The 21383-nt window shown below is 31.6% G+C and carries 19 protein-coding genes and 1 pseudogene; 13 read left to right on the forward strand and 7 right to left on the reverse strand.

Annotated elements, in window-relative coordinates:
* The first annotated feature begins 22 nt into the window (after window positions 1–22).
* The 4 genes from WNY60_RS04240 (at window position 23) to WNY60_RS04255 (ending at window position 1905) form a co-directional block, all read left to right on the forward strand.
* On the forward strand, window positions 23–484 hold the full coding sequence (locus WNY60_RS04240; protein ID WP_342861602.1) for a DUF1801 domain-containing protein: 462 nt from the start codon (window positions 23–25) through the stop codon (window positions 482–484).
* Window positions 481–870 (forward strand): VOC family protein, encoded by a 390-nt coding sequence (locus WNY60_RS04245; RefSeq protein ID WP_028284167.1) that lies wholly within the window; start codon window positions 481–483, stop codon window positions 868–870. Before WNY60_RS04240 ends, WNY60_RS04245 begins: the two co-directional genes overlap by 4 nt.
* A 51-nt stretch (window positions 871–921) precedes the next feature.
* The gene (locus tag WNY60_RS04250) at window positions 922–1464 is read left to right on the forward strand and encodes a hypothetical protein (protein WP_342861603.1); all 543 of its coding nucleotides are present in this window, start codon (window positions 922–924) and stop codon (window positions 1462–1464) included.
* A 114-nt stretch (window positions 1465–1578) separates the two neighbouring features.
* Window positions 1579–1905, forward strand: a complete 327-nt coding sequence (locus WNY60_RS04255) for a metalloregulator ArsR/SmtB family transcription factor (protein WP_145005786.1) — start codon at window positions 1579–1581, stop codon at window positions 1903–1905.
* A 3-nt stretch (window positions 1906–1908) separates the two neighbouring features.
* Here WNY60_RS04255 and WNY60_RS04260 read toward each other — a convergent pair whose 3' ends face one another.
* Genes WNY60_RS04260 through WNY60_RS04275 form a run of 4 tightly spaced genes read right to left on the reverse strand, consistent with a single transcriptional unit; the run spans window position 1909 to window position 6527 of the window.
* A complete protein-coding gene (locus WNY60_RS04260; RefSeq protein WP_145005783.1) occupies window positions 1909–2943 on the reverse strand; it encodes a carboxypeptidase-like regulatory domain-containing protein in 1035 nt (344 codons plus the stop codon).
* Window positions 2936–4753 carry a lysophospholipid acyltransferase family protein gene (locus WNY60_RS04265; RefSeq protein WP_145005780.1) on the reverse strand — a complete coding sequence of 606 codons (1818 nt, stop codon included), beginning with the start codon at window positions 4751–4753 and terminating at the stop codon, window positions 2936–2938. The genes WNY60_RS04260 and WNY60_RS04265 overlap by 8 nt, the downstream gene beginning before the upstream one ends.
* Window positions 4754–4796: 43 nt before the next feature.
* Window positions 4797–6047 carry an aspartate kinase gene (locus WNY60_RS04270; RefSeq protein ID WP_339808043.1) on the reverse strand — a complete coding sequence of 417 codons (1251 nt, stop codon included), beginning with the start codon at window positions 6045–6047 and terminating at the stop codon, window positions 4797–4799.
* Window positions 6048–6527 carry a GNAT family N-acetyltransferase gene (locus tag WNY60_RS04275; RefSeq protein ID WP_145005774.1) on the reverse strand — a complete coding sequence of 160 codons (480 nt, stop codon included), beginning with the start codon at window positions 6525–6527 and terminating at the stop codon, window positions 6048–6050. It lies immediately after the preceding gene.
* Window positions 6528–6645: 118 nt separating this feature from the next.
* Here WNY60_RS04275 and fbp point away from each other — a divergent pair, with 118 nt between their 5' ends.
* Genes fbp through WNY60_RS04300 form a run of 5 tightly spaced genes read left to right on the forward strand, consistent with a single transcriptional unit; the run spans window position 6646 to window position 10906 of the window.
* Window positions 6646–7653 (forward strand): class 1 fructose-bisphosphatase, encoded by a 1008-nt coding sequence (gene fbp, locus WNY60_RS04280; protein WP_342861604.1) that lies wholly within the window; start codon window positions 6646–6648, stop codon window positions 7651–7653.
* A 49-nt stretch (window positions 7654–7702) separates the two neighbouring features.
* Window positions 7703–8059, forward strand: a complete 357-nt coding sequence (locus tag WNY60_RS04285; RefSeq protein ID WP_145005768.1) for a fructose 1,6-bisphosphatase — start codon at window positions 7703–7705, stop codon at window positions 8057–8059.
* 15 nt (window positions 8060–8074) lie between these two features.
* Complete coding sequence (locus WNY60_RS04290; protein WP_339808045.1) at window positions 8075–8893, forward strand: cell envelope biogenesis protein OmpA; 819 nt, start codon at window positions 8075–8077, stop codon at window positions 8891–8893.
* Window positions 8880–9371 carry a Rab family GTPase gene (locus WNY60_RS04295; RefSeq protein ID WP_145005762.1) on the forward strand — a complete coding sequence of 164 codons (492 nt, stop codon included), beginning with the start codon at window positions 8880–8882 and terminating at the stop codon, window positions 9369–9371. The genes WNY60_RS04290 and WNY60_RS04295 overlap by 14 nt, the downstream gene beginning before the upstream one ends.
* A 14-nt stretch (window positions 9372–9385) precedes the next feature.
* Window positions 9386–10906: an ATP-binding protein gene (locus tag WNY60_RS04300; protein WP_342861605.1), complete on the forward strand. Its 1521-nt coding sequence runs from the start codon at window positions 9386–9388 to the stop codon at window positions 10904–10906.
* A gap of 49 nt (window positions 10907–10955) precedes the next feature.
* Here WNY60_RS04300 and WNY60_RS04305 read toward each other — a convergent pair whose 3' ends face one another.
* Window positions 10956–11387: a TerB family tellurite resistance protein gene (locus tag WNY60_RS04305; RefSeq protein WP_145005756.1), complete on the reverse strand. Its 432-nt coding sequence runs from the start codon at window positions 11385–11387 to the stop codon at window positions 10956–10958.
* Between the two features lie 265 nt (window positions 11388–11652).
* Here WNY60_RS04305 and mfd point away from each other — a divergent pair, with 265 nt between their 5' ends.
* Window positions 11653–14991, forward strand: a complete 3339-nt coding sequence (gene mfd, locus WNY60_RS04310; protein ID WP_342861606.1) for a transcription-repair coupling factor — start codon at window positions 11653–11655, stop codon at window positions 14989–14991.
* A 31-nt stretch (window positions 14992–15022) separates the two neighbouring features.
* Entirely contained in the window at window positions 15023–16369 is a 1347-nt protein-coding gene (locus tag WNY60_RS04315; protein WP_342861607.1) for a TlpA disulfide reductase family protein, read from the forward strand.
* A gap of 69 nt (window positions 16370–16438) precedes the next feature.
* Here the strand turns inward: WNY60_RS04315 and WNY60_RS04320 are convergent, their stop codons facing one another.
* Both WNY60_RS04320 and WNY60_RS04325 read right to left on the reverse strand, forming a co-directional pair.
* On the reverse strand, window positions 16439–16798 hold the full coding sequence (locus WNY60_RS04320; RefSeq protein ID WP_339808049.1) for a YraN family protein: 360 nt from the start codon (window positions 16796–16798) through the stop codon (window positions 16439–16441).
* On the reverse strand, window positions 16798–17805 hold the full coding sequence (locus tag WNY60_RS04325; protein ID WP_145005744.1) for an LD-carboxypeptidase: 1008 nt from the start codon (window positions 17803–17805) through the stop codon (window positions 16798–16800). Before WNY60_RS04325 ends, WNY60_RS04320 begins: the two co-directional genes overlap by 1 nt.
* 27 nt (window positions 17806–17832) lie before the next feature.
* On the opposite strand from WNY60_RS04325, the pseudogene metG reads away from it, so the two are divergent.
* A pseudogene (gene metG, locus WNY60_RS04330) lies at window positions 17833–19926 on the forward strand (methionine--tRNA ligase); the annotation flags it as partial.
* Window positions 19927–19953: 27 nt separating this feature from the next.
* On the forward strand, window positions 19954–21381 hold the full coding sequence (locus WNY60_RS04335) for a hypothetical protein (protein WP_342861608.1): 1428 nt from the start codon (window positions 19954–19956) through the stop codon (window positions 21379–21381).
* The last annotated feature ends 2 nt before the right edge of the window (window positions 21382–21383 follow it).

Raw genomic sequence — 21383 nt, forward strand, 5'->3', positions numbered from 1 at the left:
TCTAAAAATAAAATTAAACCTAATGACCTCAACCGCAAAAACACCAGAAGACTACATCAATCAACTTCCAGAAGAAAGAAAAGCACCTATTACTAAACTGCATAATTTAATAATACAACACATGCCAAAAGGTTTAGAAGCAGGCATGGGTTATAGTATGTTGGCTTATTATGTACCAAAATCTATATATCCAGCTGGTTACCATTGCAAACCGTTTCCGCCTTTACCTTTTATTAATGTAGCTTCTCAAAAAAACTTTATAGCAATATATCATTCTGGTTTATATGCAAAAAAGGAATTATACGATTGGTTTGTTACAGAATACCCAAAACATTGTAAATACAAATTAGACATGGGTAAAAGTTGTATCAGATTTAAAAAAATGGATGACATCCCTTATGATTTAATTGAGGAGTTATTAGGTAAAATGAGTGTTCAGGAATGGATAACAATTTATGAATCTGTATTAAAATTAAAAAAATGAAAAAACGCGTCACAGGAATTGGAGGTCTATTTTTTAAAACCAAAGACCCAAAAGCATCAAAGGATTGGTACCAAAAGCATTTAGGCTTTAATACAGATGATTATGGTTCAACCTTTTGGTGGAAAGACAAAGATGGTAATGACTGCTCCACACAATGGAGTCCATTTAAAGAAGACAGTAAGCATTTTGAACCTTCAAAAAAAGACTTTATGTTTAATTATCGTGTAGAAAACTTAACAGAATTAATAACTGTTTTGAAAGAAGAAGGCGTTACTGTACTTGGAGAAATTGAAGAATATAGCTATGGAAAATTTGGTTGGATTTTAGATAATGATGGTAATAAAATTGAACTTTGGGAACCTATAGATAAAACATTTTTAGAATAATCATTTATTATTGTAATATATTAGCTTTCAGAAAAATAACATCTATAAATCATGAACGAAGAGCACAAAAATATTGAAAGTGAAGCAGAGAAAACTTTAAACAGTTTAGAAGACACTGCAAATAATGTAACTGAAGACGTCAAAGAAACATCCGAAGAAACCCTAGAAGCTGTTAAAGAAAAGACATCAGAAGTTGTTGATAAAGCAGAGTCTAAGTTTGAAGATCTTAAAGAGGATGCTAAAGAAACGTTTGAAAAAGCAAAAGCTAAAGCTACCGAGTTTATAAACGAAGATGCTAAAGAGTTTATGGACGATGCTAAAGACAAAGCATCTAAAATAGCCAAAGAGGCAGGAGAAAAATTTGACGAGCTATCTGATGATGCTAAAGAAACGTATCAAAAGGCTAAAGCAAAAGCAACCGAATTTATAAATGAAGATGCTAAAGAAATGCTAGATGACGCCAAAGAGAAGGCCTCTAAATTTGCAGACGAAGCTGGCGATAAATTAGAAGATTTAGCTGAAGATGCTAAAGAAGTTATTGAAGAAACTACTAAAAAAACGAAGTCTTTTTTCCAACGTTTATTTGGTAAATAACAAAAAGATTAGAAATTTAAAACCAAAGTCTTGCTTGATTTTGGTTTTTTAATTAAATTTATCATTGTGATATTGCAATATAACTTTTATACTTATATTAATCATATAATAACTATGGGTTTTTCAAAAAAACAGCTATTTAATACATCGCAAAATCAAGTAGCAAGTATTACTAAAGTCTTGGGTCATCCTGCTAGAATAGCCATGATACAGTACATAAGCGAAAACAAAGACTGCAATTGCAATGCGCTTGTGGAAAGCACTGGATTGTCACAACCAACTATCTCTCAACATCTTGGCGAGATTAGAAAAATTGGTTTACTTAAACAAAAAGTAAAAGGGAAAAACCTATTTTACACGATTGATTTAGATCAATTAAACGAAAGTAGACGTGTTGTCAATGACTTTTTTGTAAAAACTCAGGTAAATTGCAATAAGTAATAGTTATTGTAAATTATAATCAGATGGTAACATATTTACCAATCTATCTTGTCCAAACAGACCTCCAAACAAAACATTGTTAATAGGAAAGTGTATACCAAAGCTGTCTATATAAAAAGTCAGATCTTTTGAGTTTGGCAATAAAAAGGCTTGCTCTAAGTTGTCAAAACTAACAACGACTTTGTTAGTGCCTAAAAAGGAGACTTTTGTAGTATTATGTTCTGTTTTTTCAGTTTTAAAAACCGCATCTTGAATAGTTTCAAATAATGGATCGGACGACGCTTCATCCTCCTTTTTAAATAACTTAAATCCATTTTCCCTAAGATTACTTGCTGCTAGACTTCTCATAAAATATAGTAATGAGGTCTTGTAAACAAAGCTTCGATTTTTGAGATAACGTTTCTTTACTTTTGTATTTAATTCGGTAAAAATACTAGTCCCACTGTAAAATACTTCTTTAACATAATCAAATCCTGCTGCTGATGTATGGAACATGATTTCAAAATCAACTAAGTTATACTCGACTTTATAACCTAAATACTTATTGATTACAACTATGGGTTGATCTGCAATAGCGTACATAGTTTGATCTACTTTACTATATCTAAATCTAATGTCATCTAGGTTTTTGATCTTACAATCTTCACTATGGATTGACTGTCCTAAAAACTCTCGTTTAAAATATCCTATTTTTTTTTCTCTTGACCAGTCATCATCAGTTAAGACTATCTCGTCCAAATCTGTAGCTTGAGGTTTAAGCTTTATTATAGGATTATTTTGAAGTGTTTTTTTATCAATTATTAACGTCTCGTACCCAATATAACTAATTACTAATGGCGCGTTTATAGTTTTTTGTGTTGTGATAGAAAAATTACCATCAAGATCTGTGATTACTCCAATGGTTGTGCCATCAAAATAAACGGTAACATTAGATAACAGTTGATTTGTATCTGCGTCTTGGACAGTACCAGAATAGGTTTGCGCAAATGTTAATGTGCTAACAAAAAAAGCAATAAAGATTACTATTCTGTTACTCATTTTGCTCAGTAACTTTACGCTCTAATTCTGCTTGAAACTCTTCCATAACAGGTCTTACTGTACTTTCTGGTAAATCCTCAATTTTAATATACATTAAACCATCTACTGCATTATTAAATAGTGGATCAACATTAAAAGCCACTAAACGTGCATTTTGTTTGATGTACTTTTTAAGTAGTACAGGAAGCCTTAATGCTCCTGGTTCAATCTCGTCTATAATTTTATCAAACTTGTTTAAGTCAGCTTCTGTTGCATCAAATACAAAGTCCTTATCTGCATCTTTAAGTTTTACTTTAAATTCTTTTTTAGGATGTACATATTGAGCTACATAAGGATCGTAATAATGAGACTTCATAAACTCAATCATTAACGATTTAGAAAATTCTGAAAACTGATTACTGATACTAACACCACCAATTAAAAACTTATGCTCAGGATGACGTAACGTAGTGTGTACAATACCTTTCCATAATAAAAATAAAGGCATTGGTTTTTGCTGATACTCTTTAATAATAAAAGCTCGTCCCATTTCAATAGACTCACTCATCATTTTATATAATTCCGGTTCAAAACCAAATAAATCTTGTAAATAGAATCCGTTAATACCATAGTTGGCAAAAATCTGAGATCCTAATCCCATCCTGTAGGCTCCTGCTAAAACATTAGCCTCACTATCCCACAAAAATAAATGGTGGTAATAGTTATCAAATTGATCTAGATCTATAGGTTCGTTTGTTCCTTCTCCTACTTCTCTAAAAGTTATTTCTCTTAAACGACCAATTTCACGAAGCAGGTTTGGCATGTTTTCGGCAGTAGCCAAAAAGACTTCGTAATTTTTACTAGTTAACAATTTGCAATCCTGCTGTCTTAAAGCATCAACCTCAGTAATCATAGCCTGCTGACTAACAGGTGTCACAATTTGTTTAGGTGCTTTTACAGATTTTGGAGATTTTAAGCTAGAGGAAATGGTATCTATTATTTTTTCTTTTGGTTCAAATGCATTGGATAGCATATAGGTTTTTCTTCTTATAAATTCAGAAAAATCTGAAAGCGACTCATGCTCGGCTTGATCGTTCACAGAGATTGGCTTTCCTATTCTAACCTTTATCACTCGTCTTTTTTGAGTCAACAACTCTGATGGTAATTTTGCGGTTCTAAAAATATCGCTAATTTTAGATAGCTTATAAAACAACTTACTATTATTAGCATGAAAGTATATTGGTACTACAGGTACTTTCGCTTTTTGTACTAACTTCATAGCTGCTTCTTCCCATGGTCTATCTACTACCAATTTACCGTCTCTGTAAGTAGACACTTCTCCAGCAGGAAATATACCTAATGGGTGACCATCGCGTAAGTGTGAAATTGCGCTTTTAAAACCTGCTATGCTAGATTTTGCATCTTTTCTGTCTTCAAAAGGATTAACAGGCATTATATATGGCTTCATCGGTTCTATACGATGTAATAAAAAGTTAGCAATTATTTTAAAATCTTCGCGTTGTTCTAGCATTAATTTTAAAAGTAATATACCATCAATTCCGCCTAAAGGATGATTAGAAACTGTAATGTATGCTCCATCTTTAGGTAAACGCTTTAAATCTTCTTCAGGTATTTCAAATTTAATTTGAAATTCATCTAAAATTCCGTTTAAAAATTCTAAATGTGATAAATGTTTATTACGATTATAGATTTTATTTAAAGTAGATATCTTTAAAACTTTCATTAATAACCAACCAACAAAAGTCCCTAAAAACCCGTATTTATCAAGTTTTATAGCTTTTGAAACTTCTTTTGCAGTGACTAATCCCATTTAATTTTATTCATATTAGAGTTTACAAATGTAATCAATAGATTTATTTAGTTACTATTTGTAGTGTTTCTTGAAACATTTGTTTTAATAAAACTGTTTTTCCGACTTCTAAATCGGCAATTGCTTTTTGATTGTAATGCCTAATCGTGTACAAAGATACGTTATCATTACATGTCACTTTAAATTTAGCTTTTAAATGTAACAATAAAGGTTCTAAATTATTGTAATTATTATCAAAACAAACAGAAAAACTAATCGCAGAGTTTTGGATAACATCAACTTTCATTTTATATTTTGATAGCAAATTAAATATTTCGCTAATATTATCTTCTACAATATAGGAAAAGTCTAAAGTAGATAATGATAATAAGACTTGGTTTTGCTTTACTATAAAACAGGGTACTTTTGGTTCAATTCCTTTAATTTTACTAACTATTGTTCCATCTTCATTTGGTTGTAAAAACGATTTAACGTACAACGGTATTTCTTTACGTTGCAGTGGTTGTAATGTTTTAGGATGTATTACTGAAGCACCATAAAAAGCCAGCTCAATAGCTTCTGTATATGATATGGCGTTTAATAATTGTGCATTTTTAAAGTGTCTAGGGTCGGCATTTAAAACACCTGGTACATCTTTCCAGATGGTAACACTATCTGCACTTAGGCAATAAGCCAAAATGGCTGCTGTATAATCACTACCTTCGCGACCTAAAGTTGTTGTAAAATTATTTTTATCGCTTCCTAAAAACCCTTGAGTTATATTAAGCTTACTAGTATCAACATGTTTAGTAATTAACTGCTGTGTCAGGTCCCAATTAACATTTGCGCGTCTATAATAGTCATCTGTTTTAATTAATTGTCTAACATCTATCCAATTATTAGTAAATCCTTTTAAGTTTAAAAATTGGCTAATTATAGTGGTAGATACTAACTCTCCAAATCCTATCACTTGATCGTAAACAAAATTATAATCCGGAGATTTATTTGTTTTCAAAAAAGTGGTAAGCTCTTCAAAAAGCGCATTTGTAATATCAAAAACAGGATGATTTTTATTTTCAAAAAGCTCTGATATAATATCATTATGATAAGTCACAACTGCTTGTATAGCTTGCTGTAATTCTGGTTTGTTATCAAAATAGTTACCTATAACCTGCTCTAAAGCATTAGTGGTTTTACCCATTGCAGACACAATAATTAACGTATTATCATGTCCTACTTGATCTAAAACCGAAATTAGATTTTTAACACCTTTGGCATCTTTAACAGACGCACCTCCAAATTTAAATACTCTCATTTATAATTTTTGGATGTAATTTTCAATACTTGATTGATCCATTTGTACTAAAAACCAATCTTTTAATAAAGTGGCTCCTTTACTTTCATAAAATTTTATTGCAGGTTCATTCCAATCTAAAACTTCCCAACATATACGTTTAACACCTAAACTATAACCGTATTTGATAACCTCGTCAAGAAGTAAAGTACCAAGACCTTCTCCTCTATAGTTTTCTTTAACAATTAAATCTTCTAAATGTACTGTCTTACCTTTCCAGGTAGAAAAACGGATATATATTAAAGCCATAGCTACAACTTCATCATTTTTTTCAGCCACAAAAGTTGTAAATAAGGGATGTTTTCCAAAACCTTGTTCCAATAAATCTGCTTCTGTAACAATGACTGCTTCAGGTTGTTTTTCAAAAACAGCAAGTGTTTTTATCAAGTCAAGCATAGCCGGAACATCTCTTTTTTCGGCAAAACGAATTGTAAACTCCATAAAATTTTAATTTAATCAAATATAGTTTAAGAATGTTTATAATACCAAATTATGGACAACTACAACGTTATAATTGTTAAAATATACGATATTTGTGCAAACAACTACATCTAAACACATGTCTAAAAAAAATCAAACGTTAGGAGAATTTATTATTGAAAACCAAGCTTCGTTTAAATACACATCTGGAGAACTCTCTAGATTAATAAACTCTATACGTCTTGCTGCCAAGGTTGTAAATCATGAAGTTAACAAAGCTGGACTAGTAGATATTATTGGTGCTGCAGGAGATACAAACATACAAGGTGAGGACCAGCAAAAGCTAGATGTTTATGCAAATGATAAATTTATCCAAACCCTTACAAATCGTAATATTGTTTGTGGTATTGCAAGTGAAGAAGAAGATGATTTTATTACAATAAATAGTCAAGATGATAACAATCAAAATAAATACATTGTATTAATTGACCCTTTGGATGGCTCTTCTAATATTGATGTTAACGTGTCTGTAGGAACTATTTTTTCAATTTATAGACGTGTTACGCCAGTTGGAACACCTGTAACTATCGAAGATTTTTTACAACCAGGAAACCAACAAGTTGCTGCAGGTTATGTGGTTTATGGTACATCTACAATGCTAGTATACACCACTGGTCATGGTGTTAATGGATTTACATTAAATCCAGCAATCGGTACTTTTTATTTATCACATCCAGATATGCAGTTTCCGGAAAACGGAAACATATACTCTGTAAACGAAGGTAATTATACACACTTCCCACAGGGTGTAAAAAACTATATTAAATACTGTCAAATGGAAGAAGGAGATAGACCTTACACATCTAGGTACATTGGGTCATTGGTTTCTGACTTTCATAGAAACATGATTAAAGGTGGTATTTATATGTATCCTAAAAGCTCAAAAAATGAAGACGGTAAATTAAGATTATTGTATGAATGTAATCCTATGGCTTTTTTAGCAGAACAAGCTAACGGAAAGGCAAGTAATGGTTATAAAAGAATTATGGATATTGAGCCAACAGCACTACACCAACGTGTTCCTTTTTTCTGCGGAAGCAAAAACATGGTACTTAAAGCTGAAGAATTCATGCAAAACGCTGATTAATTAACATTGTGTTTATTTTTTTGCTACTTTTGAAACATAAATTATCCTGATGGCAAATACAGACAAAATCAACGAAGACAACATGCAAGCATCTTCTGAAGCAACTTCAAAAATAGATGCGATTAAGCAACTTATTTTTGGTGAAAACATGCAAGCTTACGATAGTGAGTTTGAAACACTAAAAAAAGATATCCTTGCTAAGAAAAAAGAATTAGAAGCTTTGATGGACGAAGTCAAGTCTGAGTTGCTTCAAAACATTGATAACCTAAGCACTGATATTAATATTAGAATCACAGAGCTAGAAAACAATTTAGAAGATAAAGTTGACGATTTAAACGAGAAAAAAGTGGATCGTAAACTTTTAGGTGAACTATTTACCAAATTAGGCGAAAAAATAAGTCAATAACAAATTGACTTCAGCATGAACCAAGAAGATAAATTAAAAATTCTTAAGGACATCTTGCTTAAAGATGAGCATGAGTACGCCTTGTCAATTGAAGAAAAGCTTAAAAAACTTGAAGATTTAATTAACAAGCAAAATAATTTATCTAAACATATAGACCCTATTCTAGAAGAGAAACTAGAAGCGTTTATCAAGGAAATGCCTAAAACATTAGGACCAACGATTACGCAAACGTTAAAAGAAGAAATTAAAAACTCTCAGGACGAAGTAGTTGAAGCCTTGTACCCAATAATGGGTAAAATGATTAAAAAATATGTACAGAAAGAAATACAAATCCTATCTGAAAACATAAACAAAAGTTTAAACAATACCTTTTCTTGGGCTTCGATAAAAAGAAAATTTAGATCAAAAAAATCAGGAGTATCAGAAGGAGAAATAATTATTCACGATCAATTTAAATCTAAGATAGAGCAAATAATGGTTATTGAAAGTGGCTCTGGACTAATTGTATCAGAATACTCAAAAACCCAAGGAATAGACCAAGACACAGTTGCTGGTATGTTAACAGCCATAAAAAGTTTTGCGCAAGATGCGTTTACAACTCAAATTCAAAATTTAGAATATATAGAATATGAAAACTACCACATTCATCTTCAAAATTTTTCTAATTATTATATTGCTGTTGTAATTTCAGGTGCATTTACAGCTACCTTTAGAAGCAAACTTGAAGACAAGCTTCTAGACTTTGCACAAAATATTATAAACAAAACAGATTTAGAAAACAGTGATATTTTTAACACTAAACTAAAAGATTACTTTGACAATGAAAATATCTAAAAAAATAGTTTTAATAGGCCACTTTGGAGTTGGTAAATCCTCTTTAATAAGACGATTTGTAGAAGACACGTTTACAGAAGACTACAAAGTAACTATTGGTGTACACATTTTAAAAAAAGAAGTATCAATACCAAAATCAGATAAAGATATAACACTTGTTATTTGGGACTTAGAAGGAAACGATGACATTACAAATACTAGACCATCATACCTTATAGGTACTAATGGTTTTTTATATGTTTTTGACATGACTAGACCTGCAACCTATCAAAACATAGAAGCGGATTTAGATTACATCAAAGACCGTTACCCAAAAACACCAATTAAAGTTATTGGTAACAAAAAAGATTTGGTTACTAACGAGTTTATTAAACAGAATAAAGACATTTTTGGACGCTTTGTCGATTTTTATACAAGTGCAAAATCTGGGACTAACGTTGACGATGTTTTTATTAATTTAGCAGAAGCTGTAATTTAACAAGCGAAAAAATAATGCTAGAACAATACAAAAAAGAATATTCGCAATCCACAAATCAATACATAGTTGTAGACTTAGATGGTAAAATATTAGAGTCTGACGATGTTATATTTACTAAGGTAGTTGGAAAAAACATTTCCACAATTCATCCTTTTTTTGAAAGTATACATAGTACACTTCTAGAACCAAACCAAAGACACGTATTTTCTTGTATTCATTTAACAAATCCTGAAAATCAAACAATAATAACAGACATTATTGTAAAAACTTTTGACGGTAAACAACCGCCTTTAGTAGTTGTTTTAGATCTTACTACGCATTATGACAATTACCAAACAACAGCTCAGGTTAGAAATGAGTCTGTTATAAACTCTCAAATTTTAGAGTTAAAAAACGAATACCTACAAGAAAAAGAAGCATTTAAAAATGCATTTATTGCAAACTTTAGTCATGAATTAAGAGACCCTTTAACAGGAATCTTAACGTTTTCTGATATCTTAAAAAAGACCCATTTAAGTGACGAGCAATTAAATTACTTAAAAGTAATAGATTCGTCATCTACTTACCTAAAACAATTAATAGAAGATATTTTAGACATCTCTAAAATTGAAGCAGGAAAGTTAGACCTTGTTATTAGTCCTTTTGACATTAAACAATTACTAGAAGACATAAAAAGTATTTTTGAAATTAAAGCGCAACAAAAAGGATTAGAGTTAATCACTAATTTTAATGATAACCTACCAGCAGTTGTTGGTGGTGACCCTTTAAGATTAAGACAGGTATTAAGCAACCTTCTAGAAAACGCTATAAAATTTACAGAAGAAGGTACTATTACCTTTAATGTGTCTTTAAACCAAATCAGAGCTCAAAAAGCAAGCATACACTTCCAAATAATAGATACAGGAATAGGAATCCCTCAAGACAAAATAGAAGATGTCTTCACAAGTTTTACACAATTAAATAACTCTCAAGCCTACAAAGGTGCAGGATTAGGATTAGCAATTGCCAAGCATTTAGTAAGCTTAACACATAGCAAAATTAGTGTAGACAGTACAGAAGGGGAAGGTAGCACGTTTTCTACCAATATCAATTTTAGCTTAGATAAAAACCATAAACTAAAAACTAAAAAGAAAGACGCTGTAACTTCACCACGATCAAATAAAAAATACAGTATTCTATTAGTTGAAGATTCAGAAATTACTCAATTATCCATACTAAAAATATTAGCCTCTAGAGGTAATTACTTTTTAGACATAGTAACAAAAGGAGAAGACGTTATTCCAAGAATAGAAAACTCTGAGTTTGACCTAATACTTATGGATATAAAATTACCTAATAGTTATGGTGACGAGATTACCAAACTAATTAGAAAAATGCCAGAACGCGAACATAAAAAAATCCCAGTAATAGCACTAACCGCTCGTGTTATGAAAGACGATTTAAAACGCTATAAAAAAGCAGGAATTAACGATGTTATCCAAAAACCATTTGACGAAAACGCCTTAATTACCAAAATAGAAGAATATTTAAAATAAAAAAAAGCGAACTTTAAAGTTCGCTTTTTTTTATAATTATCAAACAGGATTATCTGTTCATCGTTTTAATTTCTTCAGCAAAAGTATCTAAATCAACGCCTTCATGCACTAGCTCTAAAGCCTTATGCGTAATATATTTTGCATTGCTAGATTTAAAACCTAAACCAACACATAAACGCTCCAATACAGCTGTTTGCTTAGGACCTTCAATATGATCAGCCCAAACCATTCTTGACAAATCATACAGACGCTCTAAACGTTGATCATAAGATGTTGGAGGGTTAATTGGATGCTCTTTATAATCAATTAATATCTGCTTATACTCGCCTTCACTAATATCTAAATTACGTGCTAAACGATCTAAAAACGCTTTTTCTGACTCACTAATCACACCATCACTCATTGCTACACGTACAATTGCAGCAAAATGATCCTCATTACGCTTTTTAAATCCACTATCGAATAAATCTGAAAATGACATACTTTTTTGTTTAATTTTAGACTACAAATATAGTCAAACCGTACACCTTTTAAAATTAAAAGTTTCTATTTTTTTGGGCGTTTATTTTACACCCTTTAATAGGTGTAAAAAACCAGGCTCTCGTGGCTCGCTCTCTGCGAGGAGCTCAGACAAACCACTCCATCCTTAACGCACTTACCCATGGATATTTCTAAAAAGTTAAATTTTGTAAATCTAAAAGCTAATAATTTATGCATTGCTTATATTTGCACAAACTAAAGTTATAGTGAGTAAAACCTTAATCTCGCAAACCTATTTACAGTCTTTGCAATTGCAAAAACTGCAAACTGCTATTGCCCAAACCCAAAGTAAAACACATTTAAAAGGACTTGTAGGCTCATCATTATCCTACGTTGTAGCACAATCTTTTAAACAAACACAGCTGCCCTTTTTACTTATTTTTAATGACAAAGAAGAAGCTGCTTTTTACCTAAACGATTTAGAACAACTCATTAACAAAACAGACGTCCTATTTTATCCAGGAAGCTATCGTAGACCCTATCAAATAGAAGAAACTGATAACGCAAACGTACTTCTACGTGCCGAAGTTTTAAACCGTATTAACTCACGTAAAAAACCCGCTATAATCGTTACCTATCCTGACGCACTGTTTGAAAAAGTAGTCACCAGAAAAGAGCTAGAACGTAATACACTTAAAATAACCGTTAATGATAGCCTATCAATAGACTTTGTTAACGAAGTCTTATTTGAGTATAAATTTAAACGTGTTGATTTTGTAACAGAACCTGGAGAGTTTTCAGTACGTGGAGGAATTGTAGATGTGTTTTCATTTAGTCATGACGAACCCTACCGAATCGAGTTTTTTGGAGACGAAGTAGATAGTATCAGGACTTTTGATGTAGAAACACAATTATCTACAGAGCAAATTAAAAAAATTAGTATCATACCAAATGTTGCTAATAAATTAATGGATGAGTCCAGACAAAGTTTTTTAAAATACATTGCTCAAAAAACAGTCGTTTTTGGCAAAAATTTTGACTTAACCTTTGATCGTGTGGACGACTTTTTTGACAAAGCAATTGCTGCTTTTGTTAAATTAAACAAAGACATCAAACACGCAGAACCACTAGAGTTATTCTGTAATGCTGCCGAGCTAAAAAAACAACTATTAGAGTTTAGCATCGTAGAGCTAGGTACAGACTCAATTTTTAGTGCGACACAAGTCATACAACATAATACCACACCGCAACCTACATTTAATAAGCAGTTTAACATATTAATAGATAACCTAAATAGCAATCATAATAACGATTACACAAACTATATAGCTTGTGTCAGTGAGCAACAAGCAAAACGTTTTCATGATATATTTGACGATGTTGAGCAAGACGTCCATTACCAAACCATTACCCAATCACTATATCAAGGGTTTATAGATCACGACCTTAAAATAGTCGTTTATACAGATCACCAGATTTTTGAACGTTATCATAAATTTCATCTTAAAAATGGATATGCTAAAAAGCAAGCCATAACCTTAAAAGAACTTACAAACCTTGACATTGGTGATTATGTAACACACATTGATCATGGAATAGGAAAATTTGGAGGACTTCAAAAAATTGATGTCGAAGGTAAAAAACAGGAAGCTATTAAATTAGTGTATGGAGAACGTGATGTCCTATATCTAAGCATTCACTCATTACACAAAATAACTAAGTTTAATGGTAAAGATGGTAAACCTCCTAAAGTATACAAATTAGGAAGTAAAGCTTGGAAAGTTCTTAAAGAAAAAACCAAATCTAGAGTTAAGCATGTCGCTTTTAACTTAATTAAATTATACGCAAAACGTAAGCTAGAAAAAGGGTACCAATACAAACCTGATAGCTATTTACAACACGAGCTAGAAGCTTCTTTTTTATACGAAGACACACCAGATCAAATCACTGCAACTGCAGATATAAAAGCAGACATGGAAAGCGAGCGTCCAATGGACCGTTTAATATGTGGAGATGTTGGTTTTGGTAAAACCGAAGTAGCCATTCGTGCAGCTTTTAAAGCAGTGGATAATGGTAAACAAGTTGCAGTTTTAGTACCAACAACAGTATTAGCCTTTCAACACCATAAAACCTTTACAGAACGTTTAAAAGACTTTCCGGTAACTGTGGATTACGTTAACCGTTTTAGGACTGCAAAACAAAAAAAGGAAACCTTAGAAAAATTAGAAAAAGGTCACGTTGATATCATTATAGGCACGCATCAACTAGCAAGTAAAAATGTTAAGTTTAAAGATCTAGGATTGCTTATTGTTGACGAAGAACAAAAATTTGGCGTAGCTGTAAAAGAAAAATTAAAAACTTTAAAGGATAATGTAGACGTATTAACGTTAACAGCAACTCCAATACCTAGGACGTTGCAATTTAGTTTAATGGCAGCAAGAGATTTATCAGTCATTACTACACCTCCACCAAATCGTTATCCAATAGAAAGTAACGTGATTAGATTTACAGAAGAGTCTATTAGAGATGCTGTAAGCTACGAGATAGAACGTGGTGGACAAATCTTTTTTATTCACAACCGTATTGAAAACATTAAAGAGGTTGCAGGGATGATCCAAAGACTTGTACCTGATGCTAAAATTGGTATTGGTCATGGACAACTTGAAGGTAAAAAACTAGAAAGCTTGATGCTTGGTTTTATGGATGGCGAATTTGACGTGCTTGTCAGTACAACAATTATTGAAAGCGGTTTGGATGTACCAAATGCCAACACCATTTTTATTAACAACGCCAATAATTTTGGATTAAGTGATTTGCATCAAATGCGTGGTCGTGTTGGACGTAGTAATAAAAAAGCATTTTGTTATTTTATAACTCCAGAATACTCTGCAATGACAGACGATGCCAGAAAACGCATACAAGCTTTAGAGCAGTTTACTGAGTTAGGTAGTGGTTTTAATATTGCTATGAAAGACCTAGAAATAAGAGGAGCAGGAGATTTATTAGGAGGTGAACAAAGCGGATTTATAAATGAAATTGGTTTTGATACCTATCAAAAAATACTAAATGAAGCAATTGAAGAACTTAAAGAAAATGAGTTTAAAGAGTTATATGATGAACCTTTAGAAAATAAAGAATACGTTAAAGACATTACTATTGACACAGACATGGAACTTTTATTCCCTGACGACTATGTTAACAATATTGCCGAAAGATTAAGTCTTTACACCCAATTAAACAATTTTAAAACCGAAACTGAATTAACCGAATTTGAGACACAACTTATTGATCGTTTTGGAGAGTTACCAACACAGGTTGTAGATTTAATAAATAGCGTACGCATCAAATGGGTAGCTACCAAATTAGGTATTGAAAAAGTAATAATGAAACAAGGAAAGCTAATTTGTTACTTTATTAATGATCAACAAAGCAGTTTTTATCAAAGTCCAAATTTTACAAAATTACTACAGTATGTACAAACACATTCTCAGGCTTGTAAAATGAAAGAAAAACAAACCAGAAATGGCTTACGTTTATTACTTACCTTTGACAATATAAAAACGGTTAAAAAAGCTTTAACTGCCTTACAACCAATATTGGAATAGTTTTTGAAATTATAAAAGAAAATCACAAAAAATGAATAAAAAAATACTGTTTTTATTTGCCATATTGCCAACCTTTTTGATGGCTCAAAACACAATTAAAGGAACTTTTACTCCAGCAGATCAATTTAAATTTGCATTTCTATACCAAGTTACTGCAGACACTTCAATTTTTGTAGACAATGCAGATATTGCAGCAGACGGAAGCTTTATTTTTAATCTTAAAAAAACACAAGCTCCTGGCACGTATCGTATTGTTTATGCACAACCACAAGACGAATATAACTTCGATTTTTTGTATAACAACGAGGATATTGAGTTAACGTTTGATTTAGAAAAAGGTCTAGAATTTGTAACTTCTGAAGAAAACAAACTTTGGATTTCTTACAATAATAGCATGTCTATGATTGGACAGAGCTTAAATGCTTTTTATTCTTCTGGAGGTAAAAAAGAAAAAGATTTTAAAAACATTATTGACATATTAAAAACAACACAGTCAGAGTTTGAAAAGGCATCGGAAGGTAAATTAGTGCTTAATTTTATAACTGCCAGTCAACCTTACATTCCTGAATATTTAATTGACGCCAAAACGTTTACAGAAAATGCTAAAACCAGCTACTTTAAACATATCAATTTTGGAAATCCAGTACTTCAAAATTCAAATTTTTTAATTGAAGCAACATTAAATTATGTTTTTAATTTTAGTGATAGCAATGACCAAATTACTTCCTACAAAAATAACATAGATACTGTAGTAAAAGCTATTGGTAACAATCCTAAGATTAAAAAAGTAATGTTAGAAATTTTATGGAATCAATTTGCTTTAGAAGAAGTTGAACCTGTTGCTAACCATATTACAGACACCCATTTATTAGCTTTATCTAAAGCGGAAAACGACACGCAATTAATAGAAGATTTAACTTATTTTAAAAATGCATCTGTTGGTAATATTGGACAAGATTTTGAAATAGTAATCTATGATGAAGAAGGCGAGGCAACTGTAAAAAACCTATATCAATTAGATGAGTCTAATAATTACCTAATCGTGTTTTGGAGCACAACATGCTCACACTGTTTAGAAGAGATTCCAGAACTACGTAAGTATGTAAAAACTTTAGACAATAAACAATTAAAGGTTATTGCGATTGCTTTAGATGAAGACCGTTACAGATGGAAAGACATGACCTATGACTATCCTGAATTTTACCATGTTTTTGGTGAAGGAAAATGGGATAATGAGATTGGAAACAACTATAACGTAAAATCTACACCAAGTTATTTTGTATTAGATAGTGATAAAAAAATAATCAAAAAACCATACGATTTTAAAGCTTTTGAAGCTTATTTTAAAACATTACCTCAACCAAAAAAAGAAGAATAGGTAACTAAAAAGTTAAACATCAAAATACTAATTTTTATTAGGACACCTTTTTTTAGCAATCACGACAAATTAAAAATGATAAAAGGCATTTTCTAAATGTTTGATATTAAATTGATTATTCTGTTTGACTATTGCGATAATGTCAAAACGGACTTCAACATCTAATCCATTTACTGTAACATACTCATCCACAGCTTTTACTAAACGTTGGATTTGTTTAGGTTTTACAAAGTCTTGAGGGTTACCAAAAGTATCTGTAGATCTTGTTTTGACTTCAATTATGGCTAAAACATCAGCTTTTTGAGCAATAATATCCACCTCAGCTTTATCAAAACGATAATTTTGTTCTATTATATCGTACTTGTTTTCAATTAAAAAATCTACAGCTAGTTGCTCTCCTTTTTTACCAAGTTCATTGTGACTAGCCATTATTCTTCAAAAATTAAAGTCGATTTACTTTTATCTACTTTTAATACTACTTGACGTCCTAAAATTAAAGCTCTGTTATCTTTTTCATGTCCTGCAGGCATATTAAACGCAATAGGAAAATTATAATCAGACAACGCATCCAAAATTAATTGCTCAATTGAAGTTCCCCATAATGTTGTGTTTTTTCGCATTCTGCTCATGTCACCAACTATAACACCTTTACAATTATCAAAATAACCAGCACGTTTTAAACTTTGTAACATACGATCTATATGGTACTTGTACTCTCCTATTTCTTCAATAAATAAAATTTTACCATCCGTATCTATACTATCTTTAGAGCCTAACATAGTGTGTAAAATAGTTAGGTTTCCACCTACTAAAATACCATTAGCATCTCCAGATTTATTATATTTTGATCCCTTTAATGCATAACGTAAAGGTTGTCCAAAAAGCGTATTTTTAAAAGTGGCAATACTATCTGCAATGTCCTCTAAATTTTCAGGTAAACTCACTCCCATTATTGCATGTAGCGATTGCACTCCTAAATTATGTATTTGGTTATGTAACGCTGTAATATCACTGTAACCAATAATCCATTTAGGCTGCTTTAAAAATTTGGTATAATCTAAGCTATCCAAAATCCTAACGGTTCCGTAACCACCACGAGCAGACCATATAGCCTTAATTTTAGGGTCATCTAAAGCCATCTGAAAGTCTTCGCAACGCTCTTGATCTGTACCTGCAAAGTGGTTTGCCTGATTAAAAACATGCTTACCAATAACGACATGTAACTTCCAACTTTCTAAAAGCTGCTTCGCACGATTTACTTCATCAAATCTATTTTTTAAAACACCAGAAGGCGCAACAATAGCAACAGTGTCTCCTGCTTTTAAATAAGGTGGCTGTATCAATTTAGTTTCGGTTTTATTTTGCGCAAATCCTGTTGTATTTCCTAAGAAAAAAACAGCACAACACACTAACAATAATAATCTCTTCTTTGACATAATGTAAAATTACATTTTTTTTCTAAATGGCTGTCAAATTACGTATTTTTACAACTTCAAAAGATAACAAAGATGTCAAAAAGATATACAATTACTGCAGCATTACCTTATACTAATGGACCAATACATATTGGACATTTAGCAGGTGTTTATGTTCCAGCAGATATTTACGCTAGATATAAAAGACTAACTGGTAACGATGTAGCCTTTATTTGTGGTAGTGATGAGCATGGTGTGCCAATTACTATTAAAGCAAAAAAGGAAGGTGTTACACCTCAGGAAATTGTAGATCGCTATCATAAAATAATTAAAGATTCTTTTGAAGAATTTGGAATTACGTTTGATAACTACTCACGTACGTCTGCCAAAATTCACCACGATACTGCTTCTGAGTTTTTTAAAACTTTGTATGATAAAAATGAATTTGTTGAAGAAGTGTCAGAACAATTATATGATGCAGAGGCTAACCAATTTTTAGCAGACCGTTTTGTAATTGGTACGTGTCCAAAATGCGGTAACGAAGAAAGTTATGGTGACCAATGCGAAAAATGTGGAACGTCACATAATGCAACAGATTTAATTAATCCTAAATCGGCTATAACTGGTAATATTCCCACTTTAAAAGAAACAAAACATTGGTTTTTACCTTTAAATAAACACGAAGCGTTTTTACGTGAATGGATCTTGGAAGGTCATAAAAAAGATTGGAAACCTAACGTTTATGGTCAAGTTAAATCTTGGATTGATGATGGATTAAGACCTCGTGCTGTAACTAGAGATTTAGATTGGGGAATTCCGGTTCCGGTTCCTGGAGGAGAAGGCAAAGTGCTTTACGTATGGTTTGATGCACCAATTGGTTACATATCATCAACCAAAGAATGGGCTGCAAGAGAAGGTAAAGATTGGGAGCCATACTGGAAGGATGAAGACACTAAATTAGTACACTTTATTGGTAAGGATAATATAGTATTTCATTGTATTATATTTCCTGCTATGCTTAAAGCAGAAGGCAGCTATATTTTGCCTGATAATGTTCCAGCTAACGAGTTTTTAAACTTAGAAGGCAACAAATTATCGACGTCTAAAAATTGGGCTGTTTGGTTGCCAGATTATTTACAAGATTTTCCTAACCAACAGGATGTGTTACGTTATGCTTTAACTGCTAATGCGCCAGAAACTAAAGACAATGATTTTACTTGGAAAGATTTTCAGGCAAGAAACAATAACGAGCTAGTAGCAATCTTCGGAAACTTTATTAATCGCGTTGTAGTTTTAACTAATAAGTACTACGAAGGTATTGTACCGACACCATCTGATTTTTCTGCTATAGACGAAGAAACTTTAGCGACTGTCAAAGCATATCCTGCAGTTATTGAAAGCTCTTTAGAGCGTTACCGTTTTAGAGAAGCTGGTCAGGAGTTAATGAACTTAGCAAGACTTGGAAACAAGTATTTAGCAGATGAAGAACCTTGGAAACTAGTTAAAACAGATGAAGCTAGAACAAAAACAATTATGTTTGTCGCATTGCAAATAGCAAGCGCTTTAGCAACATTATCAGAACCATTTTTACCATTTACTTCTACCAAATTAAAAAACATTCTTAATACAACAGAAAACTCTTGGAACGATATATCTACTAAAGACACATTACTTCCTGCTTTGCACCAAATAGGTAAAGGTGAATTGTTATTTAGTAAAATAGAAGACGAAACAATCCAAAAGCAAATAGATAAGCTAGAAGCAAGTAAAAAAGCTAATGAAGCTGCTAACAAAGTCGTTGAGCCTCAAAAAGATGAAATCACTTTTGATGATTTTACTAAGTTAGACATACGTGTTGGAACCATTTTAGAAGCTACAAAAATGCCTAAAGCTAAAAAACTTTTAATCTTAAAAGTGGATACAGGTATTGATGTACGCACAATAGTCTCTGGAATAGCAGAAAGCTTTACTGCAGAAGAAGTTGTTGGTAAAAAAGTGACTGTTTTAGTTAATTTAGCACCAAGAGCATTACGTGGTGTAGAGAGTCAAGGTATGATTTTAATGACAGAAAATGCGGAAGGCAAATTAGTATTTGTAAATCCCGATGATGCTAACGTTAGTAATGGATTACACATTAGTTAACCAAAATTATTATTGTAAAATAAGTTTATGAAGTACGCCTTAATACTATTTGCATTTGTTTTTAGCACCTTAACTTCTGCTCAAGAAGAATGGGTTGGATTTAATATTGAAGAAGAAACAAAACAACTGTACCCTAAGGACGTCATCCCTGTGGTTAATGAAGATACTAACCAAATCGCCATGTTTTTTACAAACAGAAAGGTGATTTTTGGAAATCTTCATGATCAAAATAAACAATTAATCGGCTCAATAAATAATGTAATAATTCCTAAAAAGGGTAAGATTTTAATTGGTGCAATATATGACCAAGAAACTTATACGCTGTTTTTTAGTAATAATAACAAATCTCATTTTAGTTCGGTTTCGTTAAGTTTTAAAACAGGAAATTTTAAAATAACCGAAGACTTAAACATTGAATTTAAAAAAGAAAAAATAGTCGAATATCTAGTCTTAAAAAATAAGCTTCATATTTTATCTGTTAGCAGGAAAGAAGATGTTTTAATATCTAGAATATTAACTGATAAAGGCCTTATTAAGACTACTCATTACGATTTATCATCGCAAGCAATAGTTAATAACATAGACAGAGATTACCCATTATACCCTTTGCTATTTGGTAACCCTAACTACGCAGCTATTGAGGTTGTTAATAGTAATGTTCCTAATAGTTTAGAACAAACTAATGCGTTCACAAAATTATATGTAGACAATAATAAACTTACAATTACCAATAATCTTTTTAACAAGTATACTTACGTTATTAGTTTAGATCTAGAAAGTGACTCTTCTAACTTTAATAGCATTATCAATACAGGTTATACTAATAATCATCATGGCGCAAATTCTAATTCCTTTATTCATAAAGATAAACTGTTAACCATCTATTCTACATTAGATCACTTAAGTTTTAGTGCCTATAATTTAGATGATTTTGGGTTAATAAAAACGTTTAATATTAACGACAAAGAAGAAATCACGTTTAAAAACACACCAATAATTCAGGAAGGTGGTGCATTTGATGATTACAGAGAACTAGAAAAAACCTCTAAATTTTTAAGAAAAATAACACAGTCTAAAATAGGTATTACTGCTTATTCAAAAAATGAGGACTTAATTATAACATTAGGTGCCAGTGTAGAAATTGATAGAGGTGGTTTTGCTATGGTCAATTTTGGCGCTTTTGGTGTAATTGCATATGGTCTAATATTAGACAGCTTTAATAGCTACACTAGAACAAAATCTACTAGAATAAGTTGTTTATTTGACAAAGATTTAAATCACAAAACAGGTGACATTCCGTTAAACGAATTTGATCAAATCAAAAACTTTCAAGACGCTAACAGAACGTACAATAATGCACATTTGCAAACCTTATTTAAGTATCAATCTAGCTACTTTTTAGGAAACTATAATAAAAGGACTGGAGAATATACACTTACTAAATTTGACAATTAATT

Source organism: Olleya sp. AS48 (assembly GCF_038900355.1).
Classification (GTDB): Bacteria; Bacteroidota; Bacteroidia; order Flavobacteriales; family Flavobacteriaceae; genus Olleya.